The organism is Clostridium sp. D5, assembly GCF_000190355.1.
Classification (GTDB): domain Bacteria; phylum Bacillota; class Clostridia; order Lachnospirales; family Lachnospiraceae; genus Faecalicatena; species Faecalicatena fissicatena_A.
In genome coordinates this window covers 72,525-96,776 of sequence record NZ_GL870820.1, presented here as the reverse complement: position 1 = coordinate 96,776, position 24,252 = coordinate 72,525, and the positions used below count along the sequence as shown (strand labels likewise).

At 46.5% G+C, this 24,252-nt stretch carries 21 protein-coding genes and 1 tRNA gene; 4 read left to right on the top strand and 18 right to left on the bottom strand.

Annotated features, from left to right (window positions below; all coding sequences use genetic code 11):
• Positions 1 to 2 precede the first annotated feature (2 nt).
• The 7 genes from HMPREF0240_RS20605 to HMPREF0240_RS23625 all read right to left on the bottom strand — a co-directional run bounded on the left by HMPREF0240_RS20605 (position 3) and on the right by HMPREF0240_RS23625 (position 5,563).
• The gene (locus HMPREF0240_RS20605; RefSeq protein ID WP_009005338.1) at positions 3 to 998 is read right to left on the bottom strand and encodes a dihydroxyacetone kinase subunit DhaK; all 996 of its coding nucleotides are present in this window, start codon (positions 996 to 998) and stop codon (positions 3 to 5) included.
• 17 nt (positions 999 to 1,015) lie between these two features.
• Complete coding sequence (locus tag HMPREF0240_RS20600) at positions 1,016 to 1,783, bottom strand: GolD/DthD family dehydrogenase (protein ID WP_009005337.1); 768 nt, start codon at positions 1,781 to 1,783, stop codon at positions 1,016 to 1,018.
• 52 nt (positions 1,784 to 1,835) lie between these two features.
• A complete protein-coding gene (locus tag HMPREF0240_RS20595) occupies positions 1,836 to 2,567 on the bottom strand; it encodes an SDR family NAD(P)-dependent oxidoreductase (protein ID WP_148486401.1) in 732 nt (243 codons plus the stop codon).
• Positions 2,568 to 2,705: 138 nt separating this feature from the next.
• Positions 2,706 to 4,031, bottom strand: a complete 1,326-nt coding sequence (locus tag HMPREF0240_RS20590; protein WP_035314408.1) for an FAD-dependent oxidoreductase — start codon at positions 4,029 to 4,031, stop codon at positions 2,706 to 2,708.
• Positions 4,032 to 4,251: 220 nt separating this feature from the next.
• On the bottom strand, positions 4,252 to 4,881 hold the full coding sequence (locus HMPREF0240_RS20585) for an SdpI family protein (protein WP_009005334.1): 630 nt from the start codon (positions 4,879 to 4,881) through the stop codon (positions 4,252 to 4,254).
• 1 nt (position 4,882) lies between these two features.
• Positions 4,883 to 5,149, bottom strand: a complete 267-nt coding sequence (locus tag HMPREF0240_RS20580; RefSeq protein WP_035314406.1) for an autorepressor SdpR family transcription factor — start codon at positions 5,147 to 5,149, stop codon at positions 4,883 to 4,885.
• 132 nt (positions 5,150 to 5,281) lie between these two features.
• On the bottom strand, positions 5,282 to 5,563 hold the full coding sequence (locus HMPREF0240_RS23625) for a hypothetical protein (RefSeq protein ID WP_148486395.1): 282 nt from the start codon (positions 5,561 to 5,563) through the stop codon (positions 5,282 to 5,284).
• A 286-nt stretch (positions 5,564 to 5,849) separates the two neighbouring features.
• On the opposite strand from HMPREF0240_RS23625, the gene HMPREF0240_RS25130 reads away from it, so the two are divergent.
• Both HMPREF0240_RS25130 and HMPREF0240_RS20565 read left to right on the top strand, forming a co-directional pair.
• Positions 5,850 to 6,059: a response regulator transcription factor gene (locus HMPREF0240_RS25130; RefSeq protein ID WP_009005331.1), complete on the top strand. Its 210-nt coding sequence runs from the start codon at positions 5,850 to 5,852 to the stop codon at positions 6,057 to 6,059.
• Positions 6,060 to 6,111: 52 nt separating this feature from the next.
• Positions 6,112 to 6,564, top strand: coding sequence for an ATP-binding cassette domain-containing protein (locus HMPREF0240_RS20565; RefSeq protein WP_050794589.1), 453 nt, complete (start codon positions 6,112 to 6,114; stop codon positions 6,562 to 6,564).
• A gap of 97 nt (positions 6,565 to 6,661) precedes the next feature.
• On the opposite strand, the gene coaD is transcribed toward HMPREF0240_RS20565, so the two are convergent.
• The 7 genes from coaD to HMPREF0240_RS20525 all read right to left on the bottom strand — a co-directional run bounded on the left by coaD (position 6,662) and on the right by HMPREF0240_RS20525 (position 13,799).
• Complete coding sequence (gene coaD / locus HMPREF0240_RS20560; RefSeq protein WP_009005330.1) at positions 6,662 to 7,150, bottom strand: pantetheine-phosphate adenylyltransferase; 489 nt, start codon at positions 7,148 to 7,150, stop codon at positions 6,662 to 6,664.
• Positions 7,151 to 7,220: 70 nt separating this feature from the next.
• Positions 7,221 to 8,522, bottom strand: a complete 1,302-nt coding sequence (locus HMPREF0240_RS23620) for a hypothetical protein (RefSeq protein WP_050794588.1) — start codon at positions 8,520 to 8,522, stop codon at positions 7,221 to 7,223.
• 156 nt (positions 8,523 to 8,678) lie between these two features.
• A tRNA-Leu gene (locus HMPREF0240_RS20545) sits at positions 8,679 to 8,762 on the bottom strand.
• Between the two features lie 81 nt (positions 8,763 to 8,843).
• Entirely contained in the window at positions 8,844 to 10,130 is a 1,287-nt protein-coding gene (locus HMPREF0240_RS20540) for a diaminopimelate decarboxylase (RefSeq protein WP_009005328.1), read from the bottom strand.
• Positions 10,127 to 10,840 carry a TrmB family transcriptional regulator gene (locus HMPREF0240_RS20535; RefSeq protein WP_009005327.1) on the bottom strand — a complete coding sequence of 238 codons (714 nt, stop codon included), beginning with the start codon at positions 10,838 to 10,840 and terminating at the stop codon, positions 10,127 to 10,129. The genes HMPREF0240_RS20540 and HMPREF0240_RS20535 overlap by 4 nt, the downstream gene beginning before the upstream one ends.
• A 646-nt stretch (positions 10,841 to 11,486) precedes the next feature.
• On the bottom strand, positions 11,487 to 12,923 hold the full coding sequence (gene pyk, locus HMPREF0240_RS20530; RefSeq protein WP_009005326.1) for a pyruvate kinase: 1,437 nt from the start codon (positions 12,921 to 12,923) through the stop codon (positions 11,487 to 11,489).
• A 48-nt stretch (positions 12,924 to 12,971) separates the two neighbouring features.
• On the bottom strand, positions 12,972 to 13,799 hold the full coding sequence (locus HMPREF0240_RS20525) for a rhomboid family intramembrane serine protease (protein WP_009005325.1): 828 nt from the start codon (positions 13,797 to 13,799) through the stop codon (positions 12,972 to 12,974).
• A gap of 413 nt (positions 13,800 to 14,212) precedes the next feature.
• Here HMPREF0240_RS20525 and HMPREF0240_RS20520 point away from each other — a divergent pair, with 413 nt between their 5' ends.
• Positions 14,213 to 18,529 carry a 2-hydroxyacyl-CoA dehydratase gene (locus tag HMPREF0240_RS20520; RefSeq protein WP_009005324.1) on the top strand — a complete coding sequence of 1,439 codons (4,317 nt, stop codon included), beginning with the start codon at positions 14,213 to 14,215 and terminating at the stop codon, positions 18,527 to 18,529.
• A gap of 155 nt (positions 18,530 to 18,684) precedes the next feature.
• Here the strand turns inward: HMPREF0240_RS20520 and HMPREF0240_RS20515 are convergent, their stop codons facing one another.
• The 3 genes from HMPREF0240_RS20515 to greA all read right to left on the bottom strand — a co-directional run bounded on the left by HMPREF0240_RS20515 (position 18,685) and on the right by greA (position 20,382).
• On the bottom strand, positions 18,685 to 18,945 hold the full coding sequence (locus HMPREF0240_RS20515) for a hypothetical protein (RefSeq protein ID WP_009005323.1): 261 nt from the start codon (positions 18,943 to 18,945) through the stop codon (positions 18,685 to 18,687).
• Between the two features lie 225 nt (positions 18,946 to 19,170).
• A complete protein-coding gene (locus HMPREF0240_RS20510; RefSeq protein WP_009005322.1) occupies positions 19,171 to 19,818 on the bottom strand; it encodes an HAD family hydrolase in 648 nt (215 codons plus the stop codon).
• 60 nt (positions 19,819 to 19,878) lie between these two features.
• Positions 19,879 to 20,382, bottom strand: coding sequence for a transcription elongation factor GreA (greA, locus tag HMPREF0240_RS20505; protein ID WP_009005321.1), 504 nt, complete (start codon positions 20,380 to 20,382; stop codon positions 19,879 to 19,881).
• Positions 20,383 to 21,114: 732 nt separating this feature from the next.
• Here greA and HMPREF0240_RS20500 point away from each other — a divergent pair.
• A complete protein-coding gene (locus HMPREF0240_RS20500) occupies positions 21,115 to 22,293 on the top strand; it encodes a winged helix DNA-binding domain-containing protein (protein ID WP_009005320.1) in 1,179 nt (392 codons plus the stop codon).
• Between the two features lie 400 nt (positions 22,294 to 22,693).
• Here the strand turns inward: HMPREF0240_RS20500 and gpmI are convergent, their stop codons facing one another.
• On the bottom strand, positions 22,694 to 24,232 hold the full coding sequence (gpmI, locus tag HMPREF0240_RS20495; protein WP_009005319.1) for a 2,3-bisphosphoglycerate-independent phosphoglycerate mutase: 1,539 nt from the start codon (positions 24,230 to 24,232) through the stop codon (positions 22,694 to 22,696).
• Positions 24,233 to 24,252: the final 20 nt, after the last annotated feature.

The following is a 24,252-nucleotide window of genomic DNA, read 5'->3' as shown; positions in this document are numbered from 1 at the left end:
CATTACGCCTGAGTCAGGCCCACAGAACAGCACGGCATATCTGTCATCTTCTTCAGCTCTTCATCCAGCTTCATAAGAGTCAAAGTTGCCCCCATCATATCAAGCGATGTAAAATAATTTCCCACATATGCTCTGTGGACGCGTATTCCTTTCGAATCCAGTATTTTTTCAATTTCGTTGTACAATACGTACAATTCCATTACCGGAGTTGCACCTAGTCCGGATACCAGTGCAACTACTTCATCTCCAAATTGAAATGGATAATCCGGCAGAACAATATCTGTCATCTTTTTTGCAATGCCGGCAGCAGATTCCAGTTTTCCCACTTCAATCCCCGGTTCTCCATGATGGCCGATCCCGATTTCCATAGTTCCGTCTTCAATCGTAAAATTGGGGTGTCCTAACGCCGGAAGTGTACACGGAGACAAGCCAACGCCAACGCTCCGTGCAGAATCTATCGCCTTCTGTGCAACCCGAATCACCTCATCCAGACAGGCTCCGGTTGAGGCCATTGCTCCGCCGCATTTCCACATCAGAACTTCCCCGGCCACTCCCCGGCGTTTTTCATGTTGATCTTTTGGTGCACTTGCCACATCATCGTTTGCGGCCACAGTTTTTACCGTAATCCCTTCCTTTTCTGCCATTTTGACGGCCATTTTCACGTTCATATTGTCGCCTGAATAATTTCCGTACAGACATGCAACGCCATGTCCGCTGTCTGCTGCCCGGAATGCATCCAGAAATGCTGCGGCAGTCGGAGAGGAACAGATCTCTCCCACAGCTGCCGCATCACACAGATTTTTTCCGCAGTACCCGATAAACGCCGGTTTATGCCCGGAGCCGCCTCCCGTCACAACAGCAGCACGATTTTCCGTGGAAAAGACGGATCTTACCACACGCGGATTATGTGTCTGCTTCACCAGTCCTGTATGTACTTTCAAAAATCCTTCCAGCATTTCATCCACAATATTGTCGGGATCATTTAATATTCTCTGCACACTTCCAGCCTCCTCCTTTATTTTATCGTAAAACCGCCGTCGATCAGCAGATTATGTCCCGTGATCATCCCTGCACCTTTGCTGCAGAGAAATGCTATACACGCAGCAATCTCCTCTGGTTCGGCAAATCTTTCCGAGGGCATTTCTTTTTTCAGCTCATCGCCAGCAGGTCCGTCCCATGCCTTATGTCCCAGAGCCGTAAGAACCACTGTGGGTGAGACGGCATTTACACGAATGCCGTGTTTTCCCCACTCCTTTGCCATAACTTTTGTCATCGCTATGATCCCGCCTTTGCTGGCACAATATGCAACATGTTTATCCAGCGCTATGACTCCCGCCTGGGATGCCATATTGACAATGCTGCCGTCAATCTGATTGTCAATCATATATTTTCCGATTGCCTGCGCCATAAAGAAACTGGCGGACAGATTGATATCAATCGTCCGTTTCCAGTCTGCTGCACTGATATCTTCTGCATTTTCCAATGCTACAATTCCCGCGCAGTTAACCAGAATGTCTATTTTGCCAAAGGTTTCGGTGCCTGCTTTTATAATCTGTCCCGGATATGCCGGATCACAGACATCTCCCGCAACGCCGACACAATGTTCTCCCAGTTTTTCTGCAATATTACAGACTTCCGGTGAAAGATCGGCAAGTATGATATTGGCATGTTTATCATGAAAGAATTTTGCTGCTGCATACCCGATGCCAGCGGCTCCGCCTGTTATCACAGCAGTTTTTCCTTCAATGGAATATGTCAGATCCACTCCATCATATCTCAGCATTTTAAATTCCTCCTGTCCGTCCGTATCTTTTTAATCCTGCTTCAGATGATGCTTACCACTCCATCTTACGCCCGTCAGCGCTGATAAAGCAGAGATTCCTGCCCTCAGGGAAAAACCGATCAGGCTCGTTCGTAATACCGATAATCATGTCTGCTACCTCTTCCGGTTCAAATGTTGCATTCGGCTCTTTATATCCCAGCATATAAGTAGCCATATAGAGCGGATGGATAATAAACACCCTTCCGCCTTTATCGCGCAGATAGGTCGCCGTAATTTTGCCGCACATATTAGCGGCAGCTTTTGACATAAAATATCCATATGCAGACGGAATATCACAATTCGGATCCGGAGTGCCCAGACTTCCCGCTTCTGAAGTGATGTTCACCAAAAGCTTGGTTTCGCTTTCCAGCAGCATTGGGACTGCATGATGGCAGACACGTGCGTGACCGATAGCATTCGTATCAATGACCCTTTTCATCTCGTCAAAATCCAGTTCCTCTACAATCGTTTTCGTAATATCGCCAAGAATTGCAGCATTATTAATAATCATATCCAGACTTTCCGTATACTTTCTGATCTCGTCGAATGCTTCTTTTACTGAGGTAATCGAGGTGACATCCATCTTGATGCGGTACAGGCGGTCTCTGTACATATGATCCGCCTTGCCCAGCATGGATTTTCTCGGATTCAGCTCTCCTGCGAATACCGTATGTCCGGCCTGCAGATACACTTCCGCCAATGCTCTTCCCAAACCATAATCTGTTCCTGTAATCAGAATTTTCATAATCTCTTCCTCCGAAGTCTTCTTGTTTTTATTTGCCACCATTGTTTCTATATATTACCATTGTTTCCTGGAACAGCAGGACAAACTCCCACTCCTCCTTCCTGACTGCGCTCCTGCAAACAAAAGTACCCGCCGGTTTTACAATGCTTCATCCCCAAGTCCCGCAACACCCAGCTGCTGTAACTTTTTTACCACCTCAGCCGGAGAAACTTCCTGCACTGCTGTATGATTATGTATCGCCATGACGCTGGCCGCTCCCGTGGCCTGCCCCATAATCATACAGCTTGCCATACCGCGTGAAGAAGTCATCGCACGGGCATCGGCCGACATGATCCGTCCGGCAAACATCAGATTCCGAATTTTCTTCGGTACCAGTGTTTCAAACGGAATCTGATAATAATCACTGTTTTTCACAGTAACGATACTATCATGTGTGACCGCTCCGTCCGCGCCGCGTCCTGCTTCATCAAATACGTTATCGCAACAGACGATGCCGCTCTCCGGAAACTTCTTACGGGACATCAAATCCTGCTCTGTCAGATAGTACATTCCCTCAAATCTTCTGGTATCACGAATTCCAACCAGCGGTCCTATTCCGTCCAGATAGGCACTCTTAAACGCCGGAACATTTTTACGAAGGTAATCCGCCAGAGCAAGGATATACTTCCGCGCCTTATTGCTTCCCTGCAAAATGGACTCCGGATCAAGACCATCTACTTCCCGGGCCATGGCCCAGTTAAAAAACACCTGCCCCGGATTCGCATTTCTCGTGTAGTAAATTGTTTTTATTCCCTCCGGAATCGCACCGCTCTCTACCAGTTCATCTGCCTGGAAGTTATGGCACTCCTTATCCTGTGTCGGAAATGCTGCGTCTGTATCAACATTAGCCATGATAAATGTCAGCGTGCCCGCCATCATATGCCCCTGCTCGTCTCCCACTTCATAGGGAACACCTGCACGTGCAGCAATATCTCCGTTCCCGGTACAGTCAATATATACTTTCGCCTTAAGAAGGCTGGTGCCCAGCACATCGTGATATTCAATTCCTGCCACTTCATCCTTATCCATCATCACTTCACCGGTATATGCACGAAGTATCAAATGCACCCCTGCATCTTCCAGCATCTGGTAAAACTTTGCCATAGCAATATCCTGATTGTAATACACATCCCAACCATAAGCCGAATCCGGAAGCAGCCTGATCCATGCGGCCGGAGGATCCTGTGCCATTAAACTGTCAATATATTCTTTAAAGATCCCTCCCACAGACTTCTGGCAGGGGTAACCACATCCAAGAGGCATTCCCTGACATACAGACATAATTCCTCCCAGCCTGTCTGAACCCTCAATCAATACAACCTGCATTCCCTCACGTGCCGCCTCAATTGCTGCACACAATCCTGACGTACCGGCACCTAAGACTGCAACATCAGTTTCCAGAATCCGAACATAATTTTCTTTCATATTAGTTTTCCTTTCCTGAATTTCATTATTTAAAATTCAATTTCATTATACGAAAATTATATTACACACTCCTGAAAATGTCAATTACTTTTTCCAGTCTCCTGTACGAATTGTCATAAAGTTTTATCCGGAGTACTAAAAGGGCACAGAATACATGGAATGGGAAAGCAATATGCCTTCCCATTCCATGTATTCTGTGCCCTTATCATAGGCCGTAGTATTAAATTCCCTTCCTGTAGAGTACAAAAGAGTACACAGCTGGTATCCCTGCAAGTAATACGATGAGCACGATCAGAAGCCAGCTGTACTGCAGAAAGGCATTTCCTATAAATGCGATTCCTCCGATAATCCACAGTTTTCCTGCCAGCCGGCTGGTACGATTCCAGTTTTCTGTGCTGTTCAGTGTCCATGGCAGCTTGATTCCCACCGTATAACTCTGTTTGCTTTTGGGAATGTAATTGCCCACTACCAAAAATATAATTCCTACGATAATATTTGTAATCAAACCGATATTTACTTTTATCCCCACTGCCGCCGAGTATGTCATCATGCATCCCAGCCATGAGACAACAGGGATCACCCAGAAGATTAATGTCATCATCTTCTGACTGATATTTTGTTTCTTGGGATCGTTCAACGTCATACATACACTGAAAATATGTATAAGAGTAAGGAAAAACGGCATCCCAAATACGGCGAAAACCTTGCTGCTCCATCCATTGGCCTCATTACCGCTGCCCCAGTGGGTTGCGACTGTATCGGGCATTTTATTCCAAAGCAGGATACCCACAAGCATTGGCAGCGCTGTTATAATACTGGTGATGATAATTTTTTTTAAATATTTTTTCATATTATTTATCTCCTTTCAAGTCTGACAGCCACAGCATAATTTCTTCCACCACTGACGTATTCAATTCATAATAAATGTAGTTCTTTACTTTCGTCTCCCATACCAGGTCTGCCTTTTTAAGTATGCTGAGATGATAAGAAATCGTCGCCCCCGTCATATCAAAATGACCTCCAATCTCTCCTGCCGACATACTGCCATCCTTCAGCAGTACCAGAATCTCTCTCCGTACCGGATCCGACAGCGCCTTGAACGTTTCTGCAAAACTCATCTGCATCCTCCATTTCTTTAAGTGAAACCTATTTAGATTTTTATCTAATTACTTTATATCACTAAACAATAAAAAAAGCAACAGGTATTTAGATCTTTTTCTAAATACCTGCTGCCTGTCAGACTTTGATTCTCACCGCCACCGATTTCCTTTATCCGGTATATTTATCTCAGGAAGTCCTGACTTTGTATAGGAATCTGACAACTGAGGGCTGACCATCGCTCTCGATGTCTTTCTGCTCGCCAAGGCTTTCTCGGCTGTCTCAAACAGTCTTTCCTCCGGCAGTTTCAATGCCCCACAGGAACCAATCATCTGCACAATGTATGTTTTTCCCTGCTTGCTTACCACCTTTACCTGAACGGCCTGAGAGTTATCTTCTAATATAAAACAGGTATCACCGCGCTTGAATGTCATATCTTCCACCTCCTCTGGCAGGATCCAGTTACTCACGGTACTTCCCGGAGGATAATCTGGTTCCGTAAATTTATTTTGCATAGCTGCAATTTTAACAATCTGTTCTCCAACATCCTGTAAAATAGCTTATTATGTCAGTTATATTCACTACTTACTATAAAGTTTTTTCCTCCCGCTGTCAACGTTGTTATCAAAACATGGCCTAAGTACTGCAGCAATAATTGAGGTATATAGAAAAATGCAGTATAATAGTATCTGACTTTAAAAGAAAGCGGGGAAAGGGATTATGAACCATATACTGATTATCGAAGACGATTTAGAGATTCATAAACTTCTGGCTGGTTTTCTGTCTGAAAACGGATACCGGACCACAAGCCTTTATGACGGGACGAAGAATACATTGATACGGTCTGGGGGATCGGTTATCGCTTACATAGAGCCGGAGGCTGATGCCTTTGGCTTTAATTTTTCTTTACAAATTTCTTTTTCTATTTAATAAATTCTTTATGTTTCTACTTTAGACTTAAATTATAAAGGAGGTTGACAGAATGAATTCTACTATTTTAGAAGCGCAGGCGCTTACCAAAACATATCGGCAGACAACTGCCCTGGACCATATTCATCTGAAACTTGAAAGAGGAAAAATCTATGGATTCATCGGGCAGAACGGAGCAGGAAAAACAACATTCCTCAGGCTTATAACCGGCCTGGCATTTCCAAGCGGCGGATCCCTGGCCCTGTGGGGACAGTCCGGGGATGCACAATTACAGGAGCAGAGAAAACGGATCGGATGCATGATCGAAACACCTGCGCTTTTGAACATGCCCGAACTGCTGATTCTGGACGAACCAATCAACGGGCTTGATCCAGCCGGAATTGTGGAGATCAGAAATCTATTAAAATCCCTGAACAAAGAATATGGAATGACAATACTGGTATCCAGCCATATTTTGGAAGAGTTATATCAGACCGCTTCTGAATTTATACTGATAGATAAGTGAAAGATCATTGAAGAATTATCAGGCCGCGAACTGGATGAGCGGTGCAGACGCCATATAGCAATCCGCACAGAGCATCCCGAAAAAACGCAATATCAGTTCAATCTTTCCTGTCTCCATATTGTTTCATCACCCTGAACACAGATTCCGGAACATACTTTGAAACGTCCTGGCCATACCCATTCAGCTCTTTCACCATGGAGGAAGACAACGCAACATTATCAGCCCTGAAATACACATACTCAATATCCGGGTTGATCAGCTTATTTACTTCTGCGATATTCTCTTCATAGAAATAATCCATGTTGTTCCTGAGCCCCCGCACCATATAATCAATACTATTATCCTGCGTATATTGTCCAATCAATCCATTATAAATAATGACTTTGCAGTTATCCAGCCCGCACTCCACTAATGTTTCTTCTACTGCCTGCCTCATTTCATTAATATCATATGTACGTTTTTTATTGGTATTGATACCGATCACAACGTTCACCTCATTGAATATTTTAGCGGCCTTCTTTACAATATCTAAATGGCCATTGGTAAATGGATCAAACGTCCCCGGATATATTGCTGTATTATACATTCACATCACTCTTTTCCAATTTATGTTATATTCTATTTTATCATAAAATCTGAACAGAAAGCACTGCTTTTTACTTTACTGTCACCCCAAGTCCTTCAAATACATTCCGATAATGCTCCATAGACTCCCTCGGTGCCATAATAGTAATTCCATTTCCTCCATTATCGCCAAACACATTGGTACCTGCTTCGACAACTCCGCACTTCACCATATCTATTTTCTTTAACCCAGTATTTAAAAACGAATAATCTTCCAGTCTTGTAACATTGACAGGAAGTGAATATGTCCCTGTTCTCCCACGTGGAAATGCAACAAGTGTTGTCATGCTGCTGTCAAACAGAATCCCATCCTGCATTGTATAATATTCATTGGGCTCCGTAAGTTCGATCCAGCCCAGATCTGCCATCTCCCCCAGAACACCGGCTTCGATATTCACAATATTGGGCGGGATAAACAGTTCATAGATCTCATCACTGACTCCCTGAAAAGTTCCTCTTGCAATCCCGGTACAGCCTATAGATGGAAGGACAAGACGGCCATCCTCAACTAATCCTGCAGTGGGATCGAAACTGCAGATCATACCATCCGCATTTACCGTAAACCCTGCCGGCTGTTCAGTCATCGGTTTTGATTTATCGACTCCGTCACCTGGATTCTCATTGATTCCCGATACATCCGGATTATCCGGTATGACTACATTCGGTGGTACTGCCGGGTTATCATCAATAGGCGGGTTATCGGGAACAATAGGCGTATCCGGCACTGCTGGTGTGTCCGGTACTGCTGGCTTCTCAGGTATAATTGGCTTATCCTGTACGATCGGTGTATCCGGAACCGAAGGTTTATCATTGGCTGCCGGAATATCCGGAATCACCGGCGGGGTGAAGTTTCCCGTAGGCTTATCCGGGTTATGAATCACTATATTACCGATGTCCAGAATATCATGCTCAGACAATTCTGCCGCAGCGGGCATCTCAATGTTTTTTAAAAGTACATCAGACAGGAAATCTGTTTTCTCTGTATCTGGTGACGCTGCCACAGATCCTATTCTTCTATTTGTGTCCACCCTTTTATAAACATCTGTTTTCACCGGCTCACTGTTTATCATAGTTTTAAAAATATCTAAAACACCGGATTCGTCCAGATTCTCTCCAAACGTAAGTAATTTCTTTCCTGTATATTTATCATAAATAATGTTATGCATAGTGTCAGACCTTGTAAATACCAAAGCCGGAAGTTCACAGACCAGCCCTGCTGTCAATATGACCGCAAGCATCACTGCAAGAATACGCAGGCATTTTTTTCTCACTGCACTGCTTCTCAAGATTTTAATACAATTCTCCATGTTAAGTACCTGTACCTTTCTTTTCACACCACAAATAATACTCTTATCAGGATTTAATGAACTAAAAATGGATACTAAAGTAATTACCCAATTATCTTAGATAATTATTATAGTACCCATAAGCCTTGGTTACACTTTCTGCAAAAGAAACCGCGAAAGTCCCTTTCTACAATATTTTTTCAGTGCGGATAGTGAGACTTGAACTCACACGAGGTCACCCCCGCAAGATTTTGAGTCTTGTGCGTCTGCCGATTCCGCCATATCCGCGCACCGGTCTGAAAAGCCTGTCTGCTTTTCAAACCGACCTTTATATTATCATAATCCCAGCTATTTTGCAATAGTTTTCATTTATTTCTCAAGCAATTTTTTTCCAAGTTTTTTTCCAATATCAAAGCAGTCAAAAGTTGCAAAATAATCTGCCGGAGTCTCCGCACGGCGGATCAGCTGAGCACTGCCGTCTTCCTTCAGGAGCACTTCCGCTGATTTTAACTTTCCATTGTAGTTATACCCCATGGAAAATCCGTGTGCCCCTGTATCATGTATCACCAGATAGTCTCCCATTTCCACCTCTGGAAGCATTCTGTCAATGGCAAACTTATCATTATTCTCGCAGAGTGATCCTGACACATCGTACTTGTGGTCGCACGGCCAGTCTTCTTTCCCCATGACCGTAATGTGGTGATAAGCGCCGTACATTGCGGGACGCATAAGATTAACTGCACATGCATCCACACCGATGTACTCTTTGTGGGTGTGTTTTTCGTGGATTGCCTTTGTCACAAGACATCCGTAAGGTCCCATCATGTAGCGGCCCAGTTCGGTATAAATAGCAACATCCCCCATACCTGCCGGCACAAGTACTTCTTCATATACTCTGCGCACACCGTCACCGATAATACGGATATCATTCGGCTCCTGGCCGGGTCTGTATGGAATCCCGATCCCGCCGGACAGATTAATAAAACTGATGTGGACACCTGTCTCCTTCTGCAGGCTCACAGCCTGCTCAAACAGAACCTTAGCAAGCATTGGATAATACTCGTTTGTCACCGTATTGCTGGCCAGAAACGCATGAATTCCGAATTCCTTTGCCCCTTTTTCTTTCAGAATCTTAAAAGCCTCATACATCTGCGGTGTCGTCATCCCGTATTTGGAATCTCCCGGATTGTCCATAATATCATTACTGATCTTAAACAGCCCGCCCGGATTATAACGGCAGCTGATCACTTCCGGAATATGCCCGATCGTCTGCTCCAGAAAGTCAATATGGGTAATATCATCCAGATTGATAATCGCCCCCAGTTTATCCGCCAGAATAAACTCTTCCGCGGGAGTATCATTGGAAGAAAACATAATGTCTTCGCCTCTTATGCCCACAGCATCGGAGAGCATCAGTTCCGTATAAGAAGAGCAGTCACAGCCGCAGCCATACTCTTTCAATATATCAATTAAAAACGGATTCGGCGTTGCCTTAACCGCAAAATACTCTTTATAACCCGGATTCCATGAAAAAGCCTCCTTCAGAGCCTTCACATTCTCCCGAATTCCCTTTTCATCATAAAGGTGAAAAGGTGTCGGAAATTCTTTCACAATCTCATCCAGCTGTGCTTTCGTTACAAATGTTTCTTTATTCATCTCTGATTCTCTCCTTTACGTATCTCTATTAATTGAATTTCATTAGCCAGGGCCGTCTTAAAGACCATTACAAAATTATTCTGTCCCGAATACAGGCAGGTGTTCATGCTTCCCGCTCCATACTCTCCGGACAATACATATTTTGAATCCACTATAAGCCCGATCTGTCTTCCCTTATCCCCGGTAACATAGACTTTAGCGCCCTCCAGGAAATACTCCCCATCCGTGATAATCACCACTTTCTTCCCAGCGTCCCCCAGCCGCTTCATTTCCTCTTCAAAACCATCCAAAAGCCGCACCGGACAGGAAATATAAACCCGCTCCCGGGCATTCACAAGCAGATTGCGGATCTTATCCAGTATATTCCCTTCCCCCTCAATAGTAATATACCCCTCTTCCTCCACATGTTCAACAGGAAGATGATTCACCATCCACTCTTCCTCCTCCTTCATCCTCCGGATACAATTCTCACAGAACTCCTCCAAAGCAACCGGAACATACCGTTTCGCAGATTCCTCCACCAGATAAGCCGCCCCCTTCTCCACCAGAGCCGCCAGCGAACTATAAGCATTAGACCGCGAAATCCCCGCTTCCTTAGCCACTTCATACCCAGTCTGCTTCCCCTTAACCAAAAGCGTCCAATAAACAAGAGCCTCCTGCCTCGTCATCCTAAAATCCATCAAACACTCAACAAATCTCTGCTCATCCATTCCATCACATCCAATTAGTAGTACTTTATAGGAACACTATACTCTAGTCTCCTCCCCCTTGTCAACCCTAAATCCTTCAAACAATTCTACATAAGACATAAAAACTCAAAATACCCCCTTCAAATCCCCTCATAACAATTATTCAACATCAGACCAGCAAGCAGACCTCATAAAACAAGATTTTACTCCCCCCAATCCCCAAACTTAAAAAGCTTCCATTCCCTTAGAAGAATTTGAACCGCGAAGCCAGTTCAAATCCGCCGCCCCCGCCAGGATCTCCCGTAAAGCGAATCCCGTCTGCCGCCTTGAAGCACGCAGCCTGCCGCAAGCGGGACAGCCGGGACTGCCGGGGAAGTCTTCGGTGGTTTTGGAGGCATCATAGTGCGCGTTACGAGCCCTTACAGGAAAAAAGGAGAATTTTATGGATGAGATTTGATTCACAAAATCAAATCTCAAGCCGGCCTGAGCCGTGTAATCATCAGATTACACGGTGAATGCCGGCGTGCCATAAAATTCTCCTTTTTTCCTGTTAGGGCTCGTTCGCAAACAGCCAGCCTCCAAAACCACCGAAGACTTCCCCGGCAGTCCCGACTGTCCCGCTTGCGGCAGGCGTACTTCCCCCGCCCCCATCCGCCCCCAAAATCCTCTACTCGATCGTAGCAATCCTCATCATATTACTTACCCCGCTTTTTTCTTTCTTCACACTAGGAGAAGGTATCCCCGCCGTAAGTACAACCACATCTCCCACCTCAATATACTGCTTCACAAGCGCCAGCTCTATAGCCCCGCTGCAGATATCCTCCGTGGTATCAAATTCCAAGGACTTCAGTGGTCTGACTCCCCAATAGATAGACATTCTGCGCAGAGTCCTCTCATTCGGAGTCACACCCAGTATCTCCTGTTTTGGCTTCAAATTGGATACCACTCTAGCCGTTGCCCCTGATACGGAAGGTGTAATAATACATTTTGCATTCAGATTCGCTGCCGCCAGCACGGAGGAATAACCGATTGCACTTGATACGCCTGTCCGCAGATGATCCCCTGCTTTTTCCAGCATGGTCTCATACTCCAGGTGCTGCTCTGTATTCTCGATGATATGCACCATCATCTGCAGTGCCTCAACCGGGTATTTGCCCTGTGCAGTCTCTCCTGAGAGCATCACAGCATCAGTACCGTCATAGACTGCATTTGCCACATCCGTAACCTCAGCTCTTGTAGGACGTGGGTTACGGATCATAGAATCCAGCATCTGCGTTGCGGTAATAACTGTCTTAAAGTTATTGTTGCACTTCTGGATCATCATCTTCTGCAGATACGGAACCTCCTCGGCCGGAATCTCCACGCCAAGATCCCCTCTGGCTACCATAATCCCATCCGCCGCACGTATAATCTCATCTATATTCTGAATCCCCTCTGCATTCTCGATCTTTGCAATAATCGGAATGTAAGGAGCGTTCAATTCCTTCAGATATGCCTTGATCTCCAGCACACACTCAGCATTTCTCACAAATGAAGCGGCAATAAAATCTACATCTTCCTCTACTCCGAACCTGATATCATCCTTATCTTTGTCTGTGATTGCAGGAAGCCGTACAGGTACGTTCGGTACATTCACGCCTTTACGCTCACCGAGTTCCCCGCCGTTGATTACATTACAGATAATATCACGCTCTGTCTTGCTGACAACCTCCAGGCCAATCAGGCCGTCATCGATCAGGATCGTCTTGCCCTTGTCCACATCTTCCACAAGACCGGTGTATGTGATGGATACCTTCTTGCTGTCACCCTCTATCTCATCAATCGTCAAAGTAAACGTACTGCCGGTTTCAAGCTGCACCTTTTTTCCGTCTTTCAGCACTCCCGTACGTATCTCGGGACCCTTGGTATCCAAAAGGATTGCGGTGTTTGAGCGCTCCTCCTCGCGAAGCTGCTTTAACATATCCATTCTGCTCTTATGCTCAGCATGGTCGCCGTGTGAAAAATTAAAACGTGCAACATCCATACCGTTTTTGATCAGTGTTCTCATCAGCTCTCTGTCATTGGTATTAGGCCCCATTGTACATACTACTTTTGTCTTCTTCATTTCATGTCTCCTTCTTGTTATATAACTTCAAACCAGCCCTGCACAGCCTTACTGAACATGCTGGTGGGTAAACAAATGATCCTGGCAGTACTCGTAATTCCCCTTACATTTTGAACAGAATCTGAATTCCAGTGTCGGATCATCCAGCTCTGTACGCCCGCACACTGCACATCTGTGGCGTGCCCCGTTCGGATATGTCATGTGAGGGTGGGACTGCTTCTTAAAGTCCGCTTTTCGCTTCTTTTCTTTTGGAGTATACGGCTTCATATTTCTGCTGGATAAGAAGAACACCACAAAGTTCAGAAGGGATGCTATGATCACGATTCTCGTCGCAATATTCCCCCTCACCAGGGAATACAGGATAATGGCTCCATAAACGTATGCCATCCACTTCATTTTAATCGGAAGAATAAAATACAGGAGCAGTTCCATATTCGGATAGCTCACAGCGAATGCCAGGAAAATAGACATATTGATATAATATGTGCTGAAAGCCCCTCCCAGGCCAACCATACCGCCTGTGATCAGATAAAGCACAAATGCCCCGATCACAGTAAACAGAATTCCCGAAAAAATATATACATTATACCGGAACGCCCCCCATGCGCGTTCCAGAGCAGTTCCAAGCGAATAATAGAGCATCGCCATAATAACAAGTGTAAATATACTGCCGCTGGGTGCAATCAGAACCCATGACACCAGTCTCCAGACCTGCCCCTGCAGGATCATCCCCGGCTCCAGGGTCAGCATGTACTGCAGATCTGGCACAAACATCTTGATACCATACCCGATTACATAACCGCCGATCAGGTACATCGTCAGGTTGTGTATCGCAAAACGGCCGAACTTTCTTTCTAACTTATTTAACCAATTCAATGATCATCTACTCCTTATATTTTATTTCTTGTTACAGGATAACTGTTCAGTACAGATCCGTGCATTTACTGCACAGCCCGTGCGGACACGGTGAACAGTCCACCAAAGTAAGCCCCAGCGCAAAACGCGGTTTTAACGGGCTTGCGGCGTATATGTCCATGATTCTGAACAGATAAGCTACATGAAGTAATTGTACAGTCCCACCGAGGGTTTGTCAAACATATGTTAGCTTTTTTCCTGTTAGGAATTTGTTAAATTTTATAAACTTTGTCCGAATATTCCAGTATCCCGCATAATAATAACAATTGTCTTTTTATCGATCATGTCGTATAATGTAAATTGTTGTAAAAACACAAACTGCATTTAATAAGAAGTAACTGACATATAATGTTTCAAAGGATGAGGATAATACTATGACTATAAACCAATTACATACTTTAGGAATTGATATCGGTTCCACTACAGTAAAGATAGCAATTCTGGGCAGTGATAATGAAGTGCTGTTTTCGGATTATGAACGGCATTACGCAAATATCCAGGAAACGCTGTCTGACCTGCTCGGAAGAGCTATCTACAAGCTGGGACCGATCCGTGTCTCACCGGTTATCACTGGTTCCGGGGGCCTGACCCTGGCCAAACACCTGGAGGTTCCTTTTGTCCAGGAGGTAATCGCGGTCTCTACCGCACTGCAGGATTATGCTCCGCAGACGGATGTTGCCATCGAGCTGGGCGGTGAGGATGCAAAGATCATTTATTTTGAGGGCGGCAGTGTGGAGCAGCGTATGAATGGTGTCTGCGCCGGTGGAACAGGCTCCTTTATCGACCAGATGGCATCCCTTCTGCAGACCGATGCTGCAGGGCTGAATGATTATGCAAAAAATTATAAGGCACTGTACTCCATCGCAGCCCGCTGCGGTGTGTTTGCCAAATCAGATATACAGCCGCTGATCAACGAGGGCGCGGCAAAGGAAGACCTGGCGGCCTCTATTTTCCAGGCAGTTGTAAACCAGACCATCAGCGGACTTGCCTGCGGAAAACCAATCCGCGGACATGTAGCATTTCTGGGCGGCCCGCTCCATTTCCTCTCCGAGCTGCGCACCGCTTTTGTACGCACGCTGAAGCTGGATGATGAGCACACGATTGCTCCGGGGCACTCCCACCTGTTCGCGGCCATAGGCTCTGCACTGAATTCCAAAAAGGATATCAATGTGGCGCTTCGAGAACTCCAGGAGCGTCTTGCCGGAAAGATCAAAATGGAATTTGAAGTGGACCGGATGGAACCACTATTTGCCACCACTGCAGAATATGACTCTTTTATTGAGCGCCATGCAAAACACGAGGTACCTGTCAAAGATCTTGCCTCCTACCAGGGAAAAGCATTTCTTGGAATTGATGCGGGATCCACAACTACCAAAGCTGCTCTGGTCGGTGAGGACGGAACTCTTCTCTATTCATTTTACAACAACAACGAGGGGGATCCGCTCGGCACCACAATCCGGGCAATCAAGGATATATACAGCCAGCTGCCGGAAGGCGTGGACATCGTACACTCCTGTTCCACAGGCTACGGAGAGGCGCTGATCAAGGCCGCGCTTCTGCTGGACGAAGGAGAGGTAGAGACCGTTTCCCACTATTATGCAGCCTCTTTCTTCGAGCCCGATGTAGACTGTATTCTGGACATCGGCGGACAGGACATGAAGTGTATCAAGATCAAGAACCAGACCGTGGACAGCGTGCAGCTCAACGAGGCCTGCTCCTCCGGCTGCGGCTCCTTTATCGAAACCTTTGCAAAGTCTCTGAATTATTCGGTCGAAGATTTTGCACAGGAGGCTTTATATGCCAAAAATCCGATTGATCTGGGCACACGCTGTACTGTTTTTATGAATTCCAAGGTAAAGCAGGCGCAGAAGGAGGGCGCAGAGGTAGCCGACATTTCCGCCGGCCTGGCCTATTCCGTCATCAAAAATGCCCTGTTCAAGGTAATTAAGGTTTCTGATGCTTCTGAGCTCGGGAACCACATTGTCGTCCAGGGGGGAACCTTCTACAACAACGCAGTTCTGCGGAGCTTTGAAAAGATCGCGGACTGTGAGGCAATCCGTCCGGATATTGCAGGTATCATGGGTGCATTCGGTGCAGCCCTGATTGCAAGGGAACGCTATGTGGAATGTGAAGGTACCACTATGCTTCCGATCGATGAGATCGAAGCTCTGGAATATAAAACTACTATGACAAAGTGCAAAGGCTGTACAAACAGCTGCCGTCTGACCATCAATCATTTCAGCGGAAACCGCAGATTTATCACTGGAAATCGCTGTGAAAAGGGGCTTGGCAAGGAAAAATCCGTTAATAAACTGCCGAACCTGTTCGACTATAAGAGTGAGCGCTATTTCGGCTACACTCCTCTTGACGAAACAGACGCAAAACGCGGTACCGTAGGCATTCCGCGGGTACTCAATATGTATGAGAATTACCCGTTTTGGTTTACCTTTTTTACAAAACTGGGATTCCGGGTTGTCCTGTCCCCTGCCTCAACGAGGAAGATTTATGAACTCGGGATTGAATCCATTCCAAGTGAATCCGAATGCTATCCTGCGAAGCTGGCCCACGGCCATATCCAGTGGCTGATTGAACAGGGTGTGCAGCATATCTTCTACCCTTCTGTTCCATATGAGCGGAATGAATTTGAAGATGCAAACAACCACTATAACTGCCCGATCGTCACCTCTTATCCGGAAAACATCAAGAATAATATGGATGCGATTATCCATGGAGAAGTAGATTTTATGCATCCGTTCCTCTCCTTCCAAAGTGAAGAGACGTTACATAGCCGTCTGGCAGAAGAGCTTTCCGGTAAATTTTCCATCCCGGAAAATGAAATCCGGAGCGCAGTTCACGAAGCCTGGACGGAGCTTGCAGCATGCCGCGAGGATTTGAAACGCAAAGGGGAAGAAACCATCCGTTTCCTGGATGAGACCGGAAACCGTGGGATTGTGCTGGCGGGCCGTCCCTATCATATTGACCCGGAGGTCAATCACGGACTGCCGGAGCTGATCAATTCCTACAATATCGCCGTTTTGACAGAGGACTCCGTTTCCCATCTTCATCAGGTGGAAAGACCGCTCAATGTCATGGACCAGTGGATGTACCATTCGAGGCTCTATGCCGCAGCCAATTATGTAAAGACAAAGGATAATCTGGACCTGATCCAGCTGAACTCGTTCGGATGCGGCCTGGATGCCGTAACGACCGATCAGGTTGCCGAGATACTGACCCGTTCCGATAAAATATATACCTCTCTGAAGATTGACGAGGTCAACAACCTCGGAGCGGCCAGAATCCGTGTACGCTCACTGCTTGCGGCGATCCGTGTCAGAGAACAGCGCAAAACAAAGCGTGAGATCCAGCCGGCGGCCATTGAAAAGGTGCCTTTTACAAAGGAAATGCGCAAGACCCATACCATTCTCTGCCCACAGATGTCTCCGATGCATTTCGCGCTGCTCGAGCCTGCATTCCAGGCTTCCGGCTACAAAGTGGAGGTACTGCCCAATGACAATAAGCAGGCAGTGGATGTGGGGCTGAAATATGTAAATAATGACGCCTGCTACCCATCTCTTATGGTAGTCGGGCAGATTATGGAGGCCATTTTATCGGGTAAATATGATACAGAACATCTGGCAGTCATCATCAGCCAGACCGGCGGAGGATGCCGTGCATCCAACTACATCGGCTTTATCCGGCGGGCACTGAAGAAAGCGGGATACGCACATATCCCGGTTATCTCCATCAATCTGAGCGGCCTGGAGGGCAACCCCGGTTTCAAGATTACCCCGGCTCTGGCTCTGCGCGGTGTATATGCGGCCACTCTGGGGGATATTTTCATGAAGTGTGTATACCGTATGCGCCCTTATGAAAAGGTACCTGGCACCACCAATGCCATTCATCAGAAATGGCTGAAGGTATGTAAAGAATTTGTTTCCAGCGGATATCCTTCCAGACGCAGATTTAAAAAACTCTGCCGGGATATTATTCATGATTTTGATACAATTGAGACACTGGATATCAAGAAGCCACGCGTAGGCGTTGTAGGGGAAATCCTTGTAAAGTTCCTGCCTGCGGCCAATAATCATCTGGTAGACCTTCTGGAGAGCGAAGGCGCGGAGGCTGTTGTGCCAGATCTGCTGGACTTCCTTCTCTACTGCTTCTACAATCAGAATTTCAAGGTTTCACACCTGGGCTTCAAGAAGTCCAAGGCTACGGTCGGTAATCTGGGAATTAAGGCACTGGAATGGTTCCGTTCACCGGCAACCAATGCGTTCAGGGACAGCAGACATTTTAATCCCCCAGCGCATATCGAGGATCTGGCCAGAATGGCATCCGACATTGTTTCCATCGGCAACCAGACCGGTGAAGGCTGGTTCCTGACCGGAGAAATGCTGGAGCTGATCCACAGCGGTGCAGGCAACATCGTATGTACACAGCCCTTTGCCTGCCTCCCGAACCACGTCGTGGGAAAAGGAGTCATCAAGGAGCTGCGCCGACTTTACCCGCAGTCCAATGTGGTAGCAATCGATTTTGACCCGGGCGCCAGTGAAGTTAACCAGCTCAACCGGATCAAGCTCATGCTCTCAACGGCCAACAAAAACATGGAGGCCGAAACCGAAGAAAATCCGGAAACACCCGCTGAAGAACAGCCAAAGCCTGTTGGCGCGGCTGCAATGAGCGGAATCTAAAAGCCGGATATCCGCCGACAGGAGGATCCTATCATACAGAAAAAACGTAACAGTTCAGACAAGTCTGAACTGTTACGAAAAAACACCATTATCATGAATCTTTCGCATTTCTGCGCTCATGATGATGGTGTTTTTATTTGTATTTCATATTAAGATTACTGTCTGCTTCCATTACCGTCTTTTCTCTGCAGGAACAAAATTCCTCCGATCAGTCCAAATATAATCCCGGCATAAGCTCCTGCACATACGATATTAACCAGTACCAGGGCTATGCTTTTATGCAGCAGGACTGCTGCTGCCAGGCCAAGCACAATTGTTGCGGCAGTCCAGCAGATGATATTTGCAGCGAGATACAGTCCAGCCGCAGACTCTTCATCCGCCATCCTGTTAATCAGACTCCATAATCCTTTGTACATACTTATCCCTCACAATCTTAAACAATGTTTTTCTCTGTTGTCTCTATTGTAAGGAATCTTCGTAAATTTTATGCTTTATGGAACGCTAAATTTCTGTTAAATCTATCCTGATGTTTCAAATTTTTCTATATTATATACCCAAATATAGTTCAACTGCGCCCCTAGGCTCAACAATGACCGTACGCTGCATCTGCCTCTTGCGCCGCACCGGGCAGGTAAACTGGATTATAAAATGTACGCCAGTGCATCCTCCGGCCTCTCCACAAGAAAGTCCGCGCCTGCGGCTTCCAGTTCTTCCCGCGGACCATAGCCGTACAAAACTCCCATAGAATGGACTCCGGCTTCCTTAGCGCCCAGTATATCATAATCCCGGTCTCCGATCATCAGAACAGTGCTGCGATCCGTTACACCTGCTCCCTCCAGAACATACTCAATGACCTCCGACTTCTTCGTCCGTCTCCCGTCCATAAGGCTGCCGCCGATGAAATCAAAATACAGGCTGATCTCAAAATGTTCCGCAATCGTTACTGCAAAAGTTTCCGGCTTCGAGGTTGCCATTATGACTGTCAGCCCGGCATCCTTTAATTCCCGTAAAAGTTCCGGTACGCCTTCATAAACTTCATTTTCAAAAATGCCTCTGTCCCGGTAATATTCCCGGTAGTGCTCCACCGCACGTGCACCTTCCTCCTCAGAAAATCCGCAGAATTTTATAAACTGTTCTTTCAGAGGCGGCCCGATAAAACAGCGCAGACTGGATATGTCATCCACTTCCATCCCATATTTCTTCAGTGCGTACTGTACCCCCGCAATAATGCCCGGCCCGGAATCAGTCAATGTACCATCCAGGTCAAACAAAACCGTTTTAATCTCCATAATTCCACCTCCCGCTCTCCTGGTAAAATGCAGGCACACTGCATCTCCCCATCCGTTTTTTTAGAAACTTCTGATCTTATCCTCTTCATCATTCTGTGTGTTGATGATATTACGTATCACCACATAATATCCGAAGTCCTCATTTACCTTTACAAAAACTCTGTCATTCACCTTACGGCCCAGTATGGCTTTCCCAATCGGTGATTCAATACTGATCAGACCGTTAATGGAACTGCCCCTCACTGACGTAACAAGCCGGTAAGTTTCGACCTCATCGTCCTCTTCAAAATATAACTCCACCGTATTATTAATGCCTACTTCATCCTCCTGCGATGTGTCATCCACAATTACCGCAGTCTTCAGCATCCTCTCCAGATAACGGATGCGGCTCTCATTCTTATTCTTGTCCTTCTTCGCCGCGTGATACTCAAAATTCTCACTCAAATCTCCATGGGCCCGGGCTTCTTTTACCGCCTCTATAGCCTCACGGCGCACGACCAGCTTCCGGTGCTCAATCTCCTCCCGGATCTTCTCAATATCGCTTTTCGTCAATTTATCATACATTAGCACATCAATCCTTTTTCATAATTGCATCAATAGATACCTCCACATTATACACCAAAATAAGGGGGAATAAAACAAGTTTTTACAGCCTTTGGAAAAGGGCGCCTTGCGTAAGCGGGAAGCAGGAGGGGGAGATTTCCTCTGGTGTGCCGGGCTGCTGCCCGTTTGCTAAGAATTGCTAACAGCGAAAAAGGCGCCTCTTGTGGAACCGCCCGTATTCACTTAGAAAGCCTGATGCTTTCTAAGCTCAGACGGGCTTGCAGATTGATTTTGTAAATCAATCCGCATCCATAAGAGGCGCCTTTTTCGCTGTAAGCAATTCTAACGCGCACTCTATGCAGCCCGGCACACCAGAGGAAATCTCCCCCTCCTGCTTCCCGCTTACGCAAGGCTGGGTTCATCCAGGCGGGAGGCAAAGCTTGTTGGTGAAAGGTTACCGGAGCTGCGTATGGTGGTTGGGAAATTGTGGTATTATTGCGGCTGGTGTTTGTTGGAATTTGTGTTATGTTACGGCTGGTGTTGGTTTTAATGTTTCGTTTAGGTTCGGAATATAGGGTTGAAAATGTGGTATAATGGGATAAATGTATAGATTTTGTAAATTAGGGATTTATTGTTTTGGCATGGAACCAGAATTGTGTTTTAAATTGAACAGACTGTGGTTATATTACGCTTTTAGACGTAAATGTAATGTATGAAAACTTAATTTGATTTTAAAGAAAGGATTATTTTTATATGACTGAGGTGAATGTGGAACAGATTCGGTTTTTCAGGCTGAGGGGGCATCATTTGGATCGTTTTTATGGGTTGGGGAATGTGGTTGATCTGGCCGGGGCCTGCGGGCTGCAGAATTCTCCGCCAGGGAGCTGGGAAACGGGGCTTTTTAACCGTATTTCTAACTGCAGCATTGAGGATCTGGAAGATTTGCTTTATAGGGACCGGACTCTTTTACAGGCGTGGAGCTTTCGGGGGGCTCCTTTTGTTTTTCCGGCTGTGGAGAGTGATGTTTTTCTTTCCTCTTTGCTTCCTAAGGAAGGGGAGACCTGGATTTATACTCAGGGGATTGGGCTGGCTCTTGATTTTCTGGCGATGTCTTTTGAGGAGCTGTTGGAACTGCTGCTTCAGGTAGTACCGGGGCTGAATGACGAGATGATTGTGAGTAAAGCTTCTCTGGATCAGACTCTGGCTGAATGGATGCTGCCGCTTCTTCCGGCCGGTAAACGGGAATTGTGGAAACAGCCCTCCATGTATGGAAGTCCGGACAAACAGACCGTCGGCGGGGCTGTCGTGTCCTTTTTACTGCGTCCCTGCTCCCTTCACGGGCTGGTCGTATTCGGAGAACGCCGCGGAATCAGCCCTTCCTTTACTTCTTACAAAAACTGGACCGGACATTCTGTTCAGTTCGATGGCGATGCAGTAAAAAAATTAACCAGAAAATATCTGCACTGTTACGGCCCTGCAACGTTAGATTCATTCGTAAACTGGCTGGGCTGCTCCAGAAAACAGGGAAAACGTCTCTGGAATTCTGTGGCAGAAGAAATAGAGCCTGTCACAGTATCCGGAAAAAAAGCATTTATCCTGACGGCCGACAAAAAACAGCTTCTGAATCCCCCGCCGCCTCAAAGAGATCTGCTCCTGCTGGGCGCCCACGACCCCTTTCTCGACCAGCGCGACCGGGCTGTCCTGCAGCTGGACAAATCCCTGCATAAGCAAATATGGAAATTTGTATCAAACCCGGGAGCCATCGTATACCGCGGCGAGATCATCGGAATATGGACAAGCAAGAAAAAGAAAGGTGGCATGGAAATAAATACAACCCTGTGGTCTAACGCTCCCTGCTGCGAAAATCTCCAAGAACAAGCCGAAAAATATGCCGCTTTCCGTCATCAAAATCTAATAACCCTGGAGTTATAACCAGCACCACACAATCGGAGAACAGTTCTTTCTTTTCCTACCGGTTGAACCAGCCTGCCGTGGAACGGTACGGGGATGCCCGGGTTGGAATGGCGGCAGGCCTTCTGAAGGGCGTACATGTCATTTCAAAATGCTAAAGCGTACCTTAGACATTCTTGGAGGCAGACAGCCGGGAAAATGGGGAAATTCTGTGATTCCGAATCACAGAATTGGCTGACCCAGCGTGGGAAAATATCAATTTTCCCATGATGTGTCAGCCGTGCCCCATTTTCCCGGCTGTCTGCCTCCTAGAATGTCTTAGGTTCGTGTCCGCATTATGAAATGACATGTATGCCCTTCAGAAGGCCTGCTGCCATCCCAACCCGGGCATCCCCGTACCGTTCCACGGCAGGCGTCCCCCCTACTTCAAAAGTAAAGATCTCCCAGTCATTTCTTTTGGCTGTTCCATCCCCATCATTTCGATCAGGGTTGGTGCGATATCTGCCAGGCATCCGCCCTCTCTCAGGCTGTATGCCGGATCTGCATTGACTAAAATAAACGGTACCGGATTGGTCGTATGAGCAGTAAACGGCTCACCTGTCTCCTGGTCAATCAGCTGCTCCGCATTACCATGATCTGCACAGATAAACATCTGTCCGTTTACTTCCTTAAGTGCATCCACAGCTTTACCTACACACTCATCCACTGCCTCAATGGCTTTAACAGCAGCATCCTCTACTCCTGTGTGTCCCACCATATCAGGATTTGCAAAGTTGATGATAATTACATCGTATTTGTCGGATTTGATGGCATCTACCAGTTTACCGCACACTTCGTAAGCGCTCATCTCCGGCTTCAGATCGTATGTTGCAACCTTCGGGGATTTTACAAGGATTCTGTCTTCTCCCTCATTCGGCTCTTCTACTCCCCCATTAAAGAAGAACGTTACATGCGCATACTTCTCTGTCTCAGCGATACGTGCCTGTGTCTTATGGTTCTTTGCAAGGAATTCCCCGAATGTATTGGTAATCTCATCTTTCGCAAAGGCTACCAGTTTATTCCCAATTGTTACATCATAGTCTGTAAAGCATACAAAAACAGTTTTAACGCGCGCACCTCTGTCAAATCCTTCAAAGTCGTCGTCACAGAACGTTCTCGTAATTTCTCTTGCACGGTCAGGACGGAAGTTGAAGAAGATCACAGAATCATTGTCTTTGATCGTTGCAACCGGAGCGCCGTCCTTCATTACAACTGCAGGCAGTACGAATTCATCTGTCTTATCTGCATCGTAGGAAGCCTGGATACCTGCAGGGCCTGATACCGCGGTCTCTCCCTCGCCTTTTACAAGAGCCTTGTATGCTTTTTCCACTCTGTCCCAGCGGTTGTCTCTGTCCATTGCATAGTAGCGTCCCATCACGCTTGCAACCTCGCCTACGCCAATCTCTTTCATCTTTGCTTCCAGCTGTTCTACATAGTCCTTGCCGGATGCAGGCGGTGTGTCACGTCCGTCCAGGAAGCAGTGTACATATACTTTCTTGATCCCCTGCTTTTTAGCAAGTTCCAGAAGGCCGTAAATATGCTCATTGTGGCTGTGTACGCCACCGTCAGATACTAGGCCGAACATATGCAGGGCAGAATCATTCTTCTTCGCATTCTCGCATGCCGCAAGAAGTGCTTTGTTTTGAAAAAAGTCGCCGTCCTGGATCGCTTTTGTAATCTTGGTCAGATCCTGGTATACAATTCTTCCTGCGCCCATATTGAGGTGTCCAACCTCTGAATTTCCCATCTGGCCGTCCGGCAGACCTACCGCCAGGCCGCTTGCATTTCCTTTCACGAAGGGGCACTCAGCCATTAATTTATCCATAACCGGCGTTTTGCCTTCCGCTACCGCATTGCCGGCAGTATTGTCATTTAGTCCATATCCATCCAATATCATTAATACAGTTGGTTTTTTACTCATATTAATCTCCTTTATATTTC

Bases quoted from the DNA above. Each gene is read 5' to 3' on its own strand.
- HMPREF0240_RS20600 (WP_009005337.1), bottom strand. From the start codon at position 1,783: ATGCTGAGATATGATGGAGTGGATCTGACATATTCCATTGAAGGAAAA.
- HMPREF0240_RS20565 (WP_050794589.1), top strand. From the start codon at position 6,112: ATGAATTCTACTATTTTAGAAGCGCAGGCGCTTACCAAAACATATCGG.
- pyk (WP_009005326.1), bottom strand. From the start codon at position 12,923: ATGAAGAAGACAAAAGTAGTATGTACAATGGGGCCTAATACCAATGAC.
- greA (WP_009005321.1), bottom strand. From the start codon at position 20,382: ATGTATGATAAATTGACGAAAAGCGATATTGAGAAGATCCGGGAGGAG.
- HMPREF0240_RS20580 (WP_035314406.1), bottom strand. From the start codon at position 5,149: ATGAGTTTTGCAGAAACGTTCAAGGCGCTGTCGGATCCGGTACGGAGA.
- HMPREF0240_RS20520 (WP_009005324.1), top strand. From the start codon at position 14,213: ATGACTATAAACCAATTACATACTTTAGGAATTGATATCGGTTCCACT.
- HMPREF0240_RS20595 (WP_148486401.1), bottom strand. From the start codon at position 2,567: ATGAAAATTCTGATTACAGGAACAGATTATGGTTTGGGAAGAGCATTG.
- HMPREF0240_RS20585 (WP_009005334.1), bottom strand. From the start codon at position 4,881: ATGAAAAAATATTTAAAAAAAATTATCATCACCAGTATTATAACAGCG.
- HMPREF0240_RS20500 (WP_009005320.1), top strand. From the start codon at position 21,115: ATGACTGAGGTGAATGTGGAACAGATTCGGTTTTTCAGGCTGAGGGGG.
- coaD (WP_009005330.1), bottom strand. From the start codon at position 7,150: ATGTATAATACAGCAATATATCCGGGGACGTTTGATCCATTTACCAAT.
- gpmI (WP_009005319.1), bottom strand. From the start codon at position 24,232: ATGAGTAAAAAACCAACTGTATTAATGATATTGGATGGATATGGACTA.
- HMPREF0240_RS23625 (WP_148486395.1), bottom strand. From the start codon at position 5,563: ATGACATTCAAGCGCGGTGATACCTGTTTTATATTAGAAGATAACTCT.
- HMPREF0240_RS20590 (WP_035314408.1), bottom strand. From the start codon at position 4,031: ATGAAAGAAAATTATGTTCGGATTCTGGAAACTGATGTTGCAGTCTTA.
- HMPREF0240_RS20535 (WP_009005327.1), bottom strand. From the start codon at position 10,840: ATGGATGAGCAGAGATTTGTTGAGTGTTTGATGGATTTTAGGATGACG.
- HMPREF0240_RS20515 (WP_009005323.1), bottom strand. From the start codon at position 18,945: ATGTACAAAGGATTATGGAGTCTGATTAACAGGATGGCGGATGAAGAG.
- HMPREF0240_RS25130 (WP_009005331.1), top strand. From the start codon at position 5,850: ATGAACCATATACTGATTATCGAAGACGATTTAGAGATTCATAAACTT.
- HMPREF0240_RS20540 (WP_009005328.1), bottom strand. From the start codon at position 10,130: ATGAATAAAGAAACATTTGTAACGAAAGCACAGCTGGATGAGATTGTG.
- HMPREF0240_RS20510 (WP_009005322.1), bottom strand. From the start codon at position 19,818: ATGGAGATTAAAACGGTTTTGTTTGACCTGGATGGTACATTGACTGAT.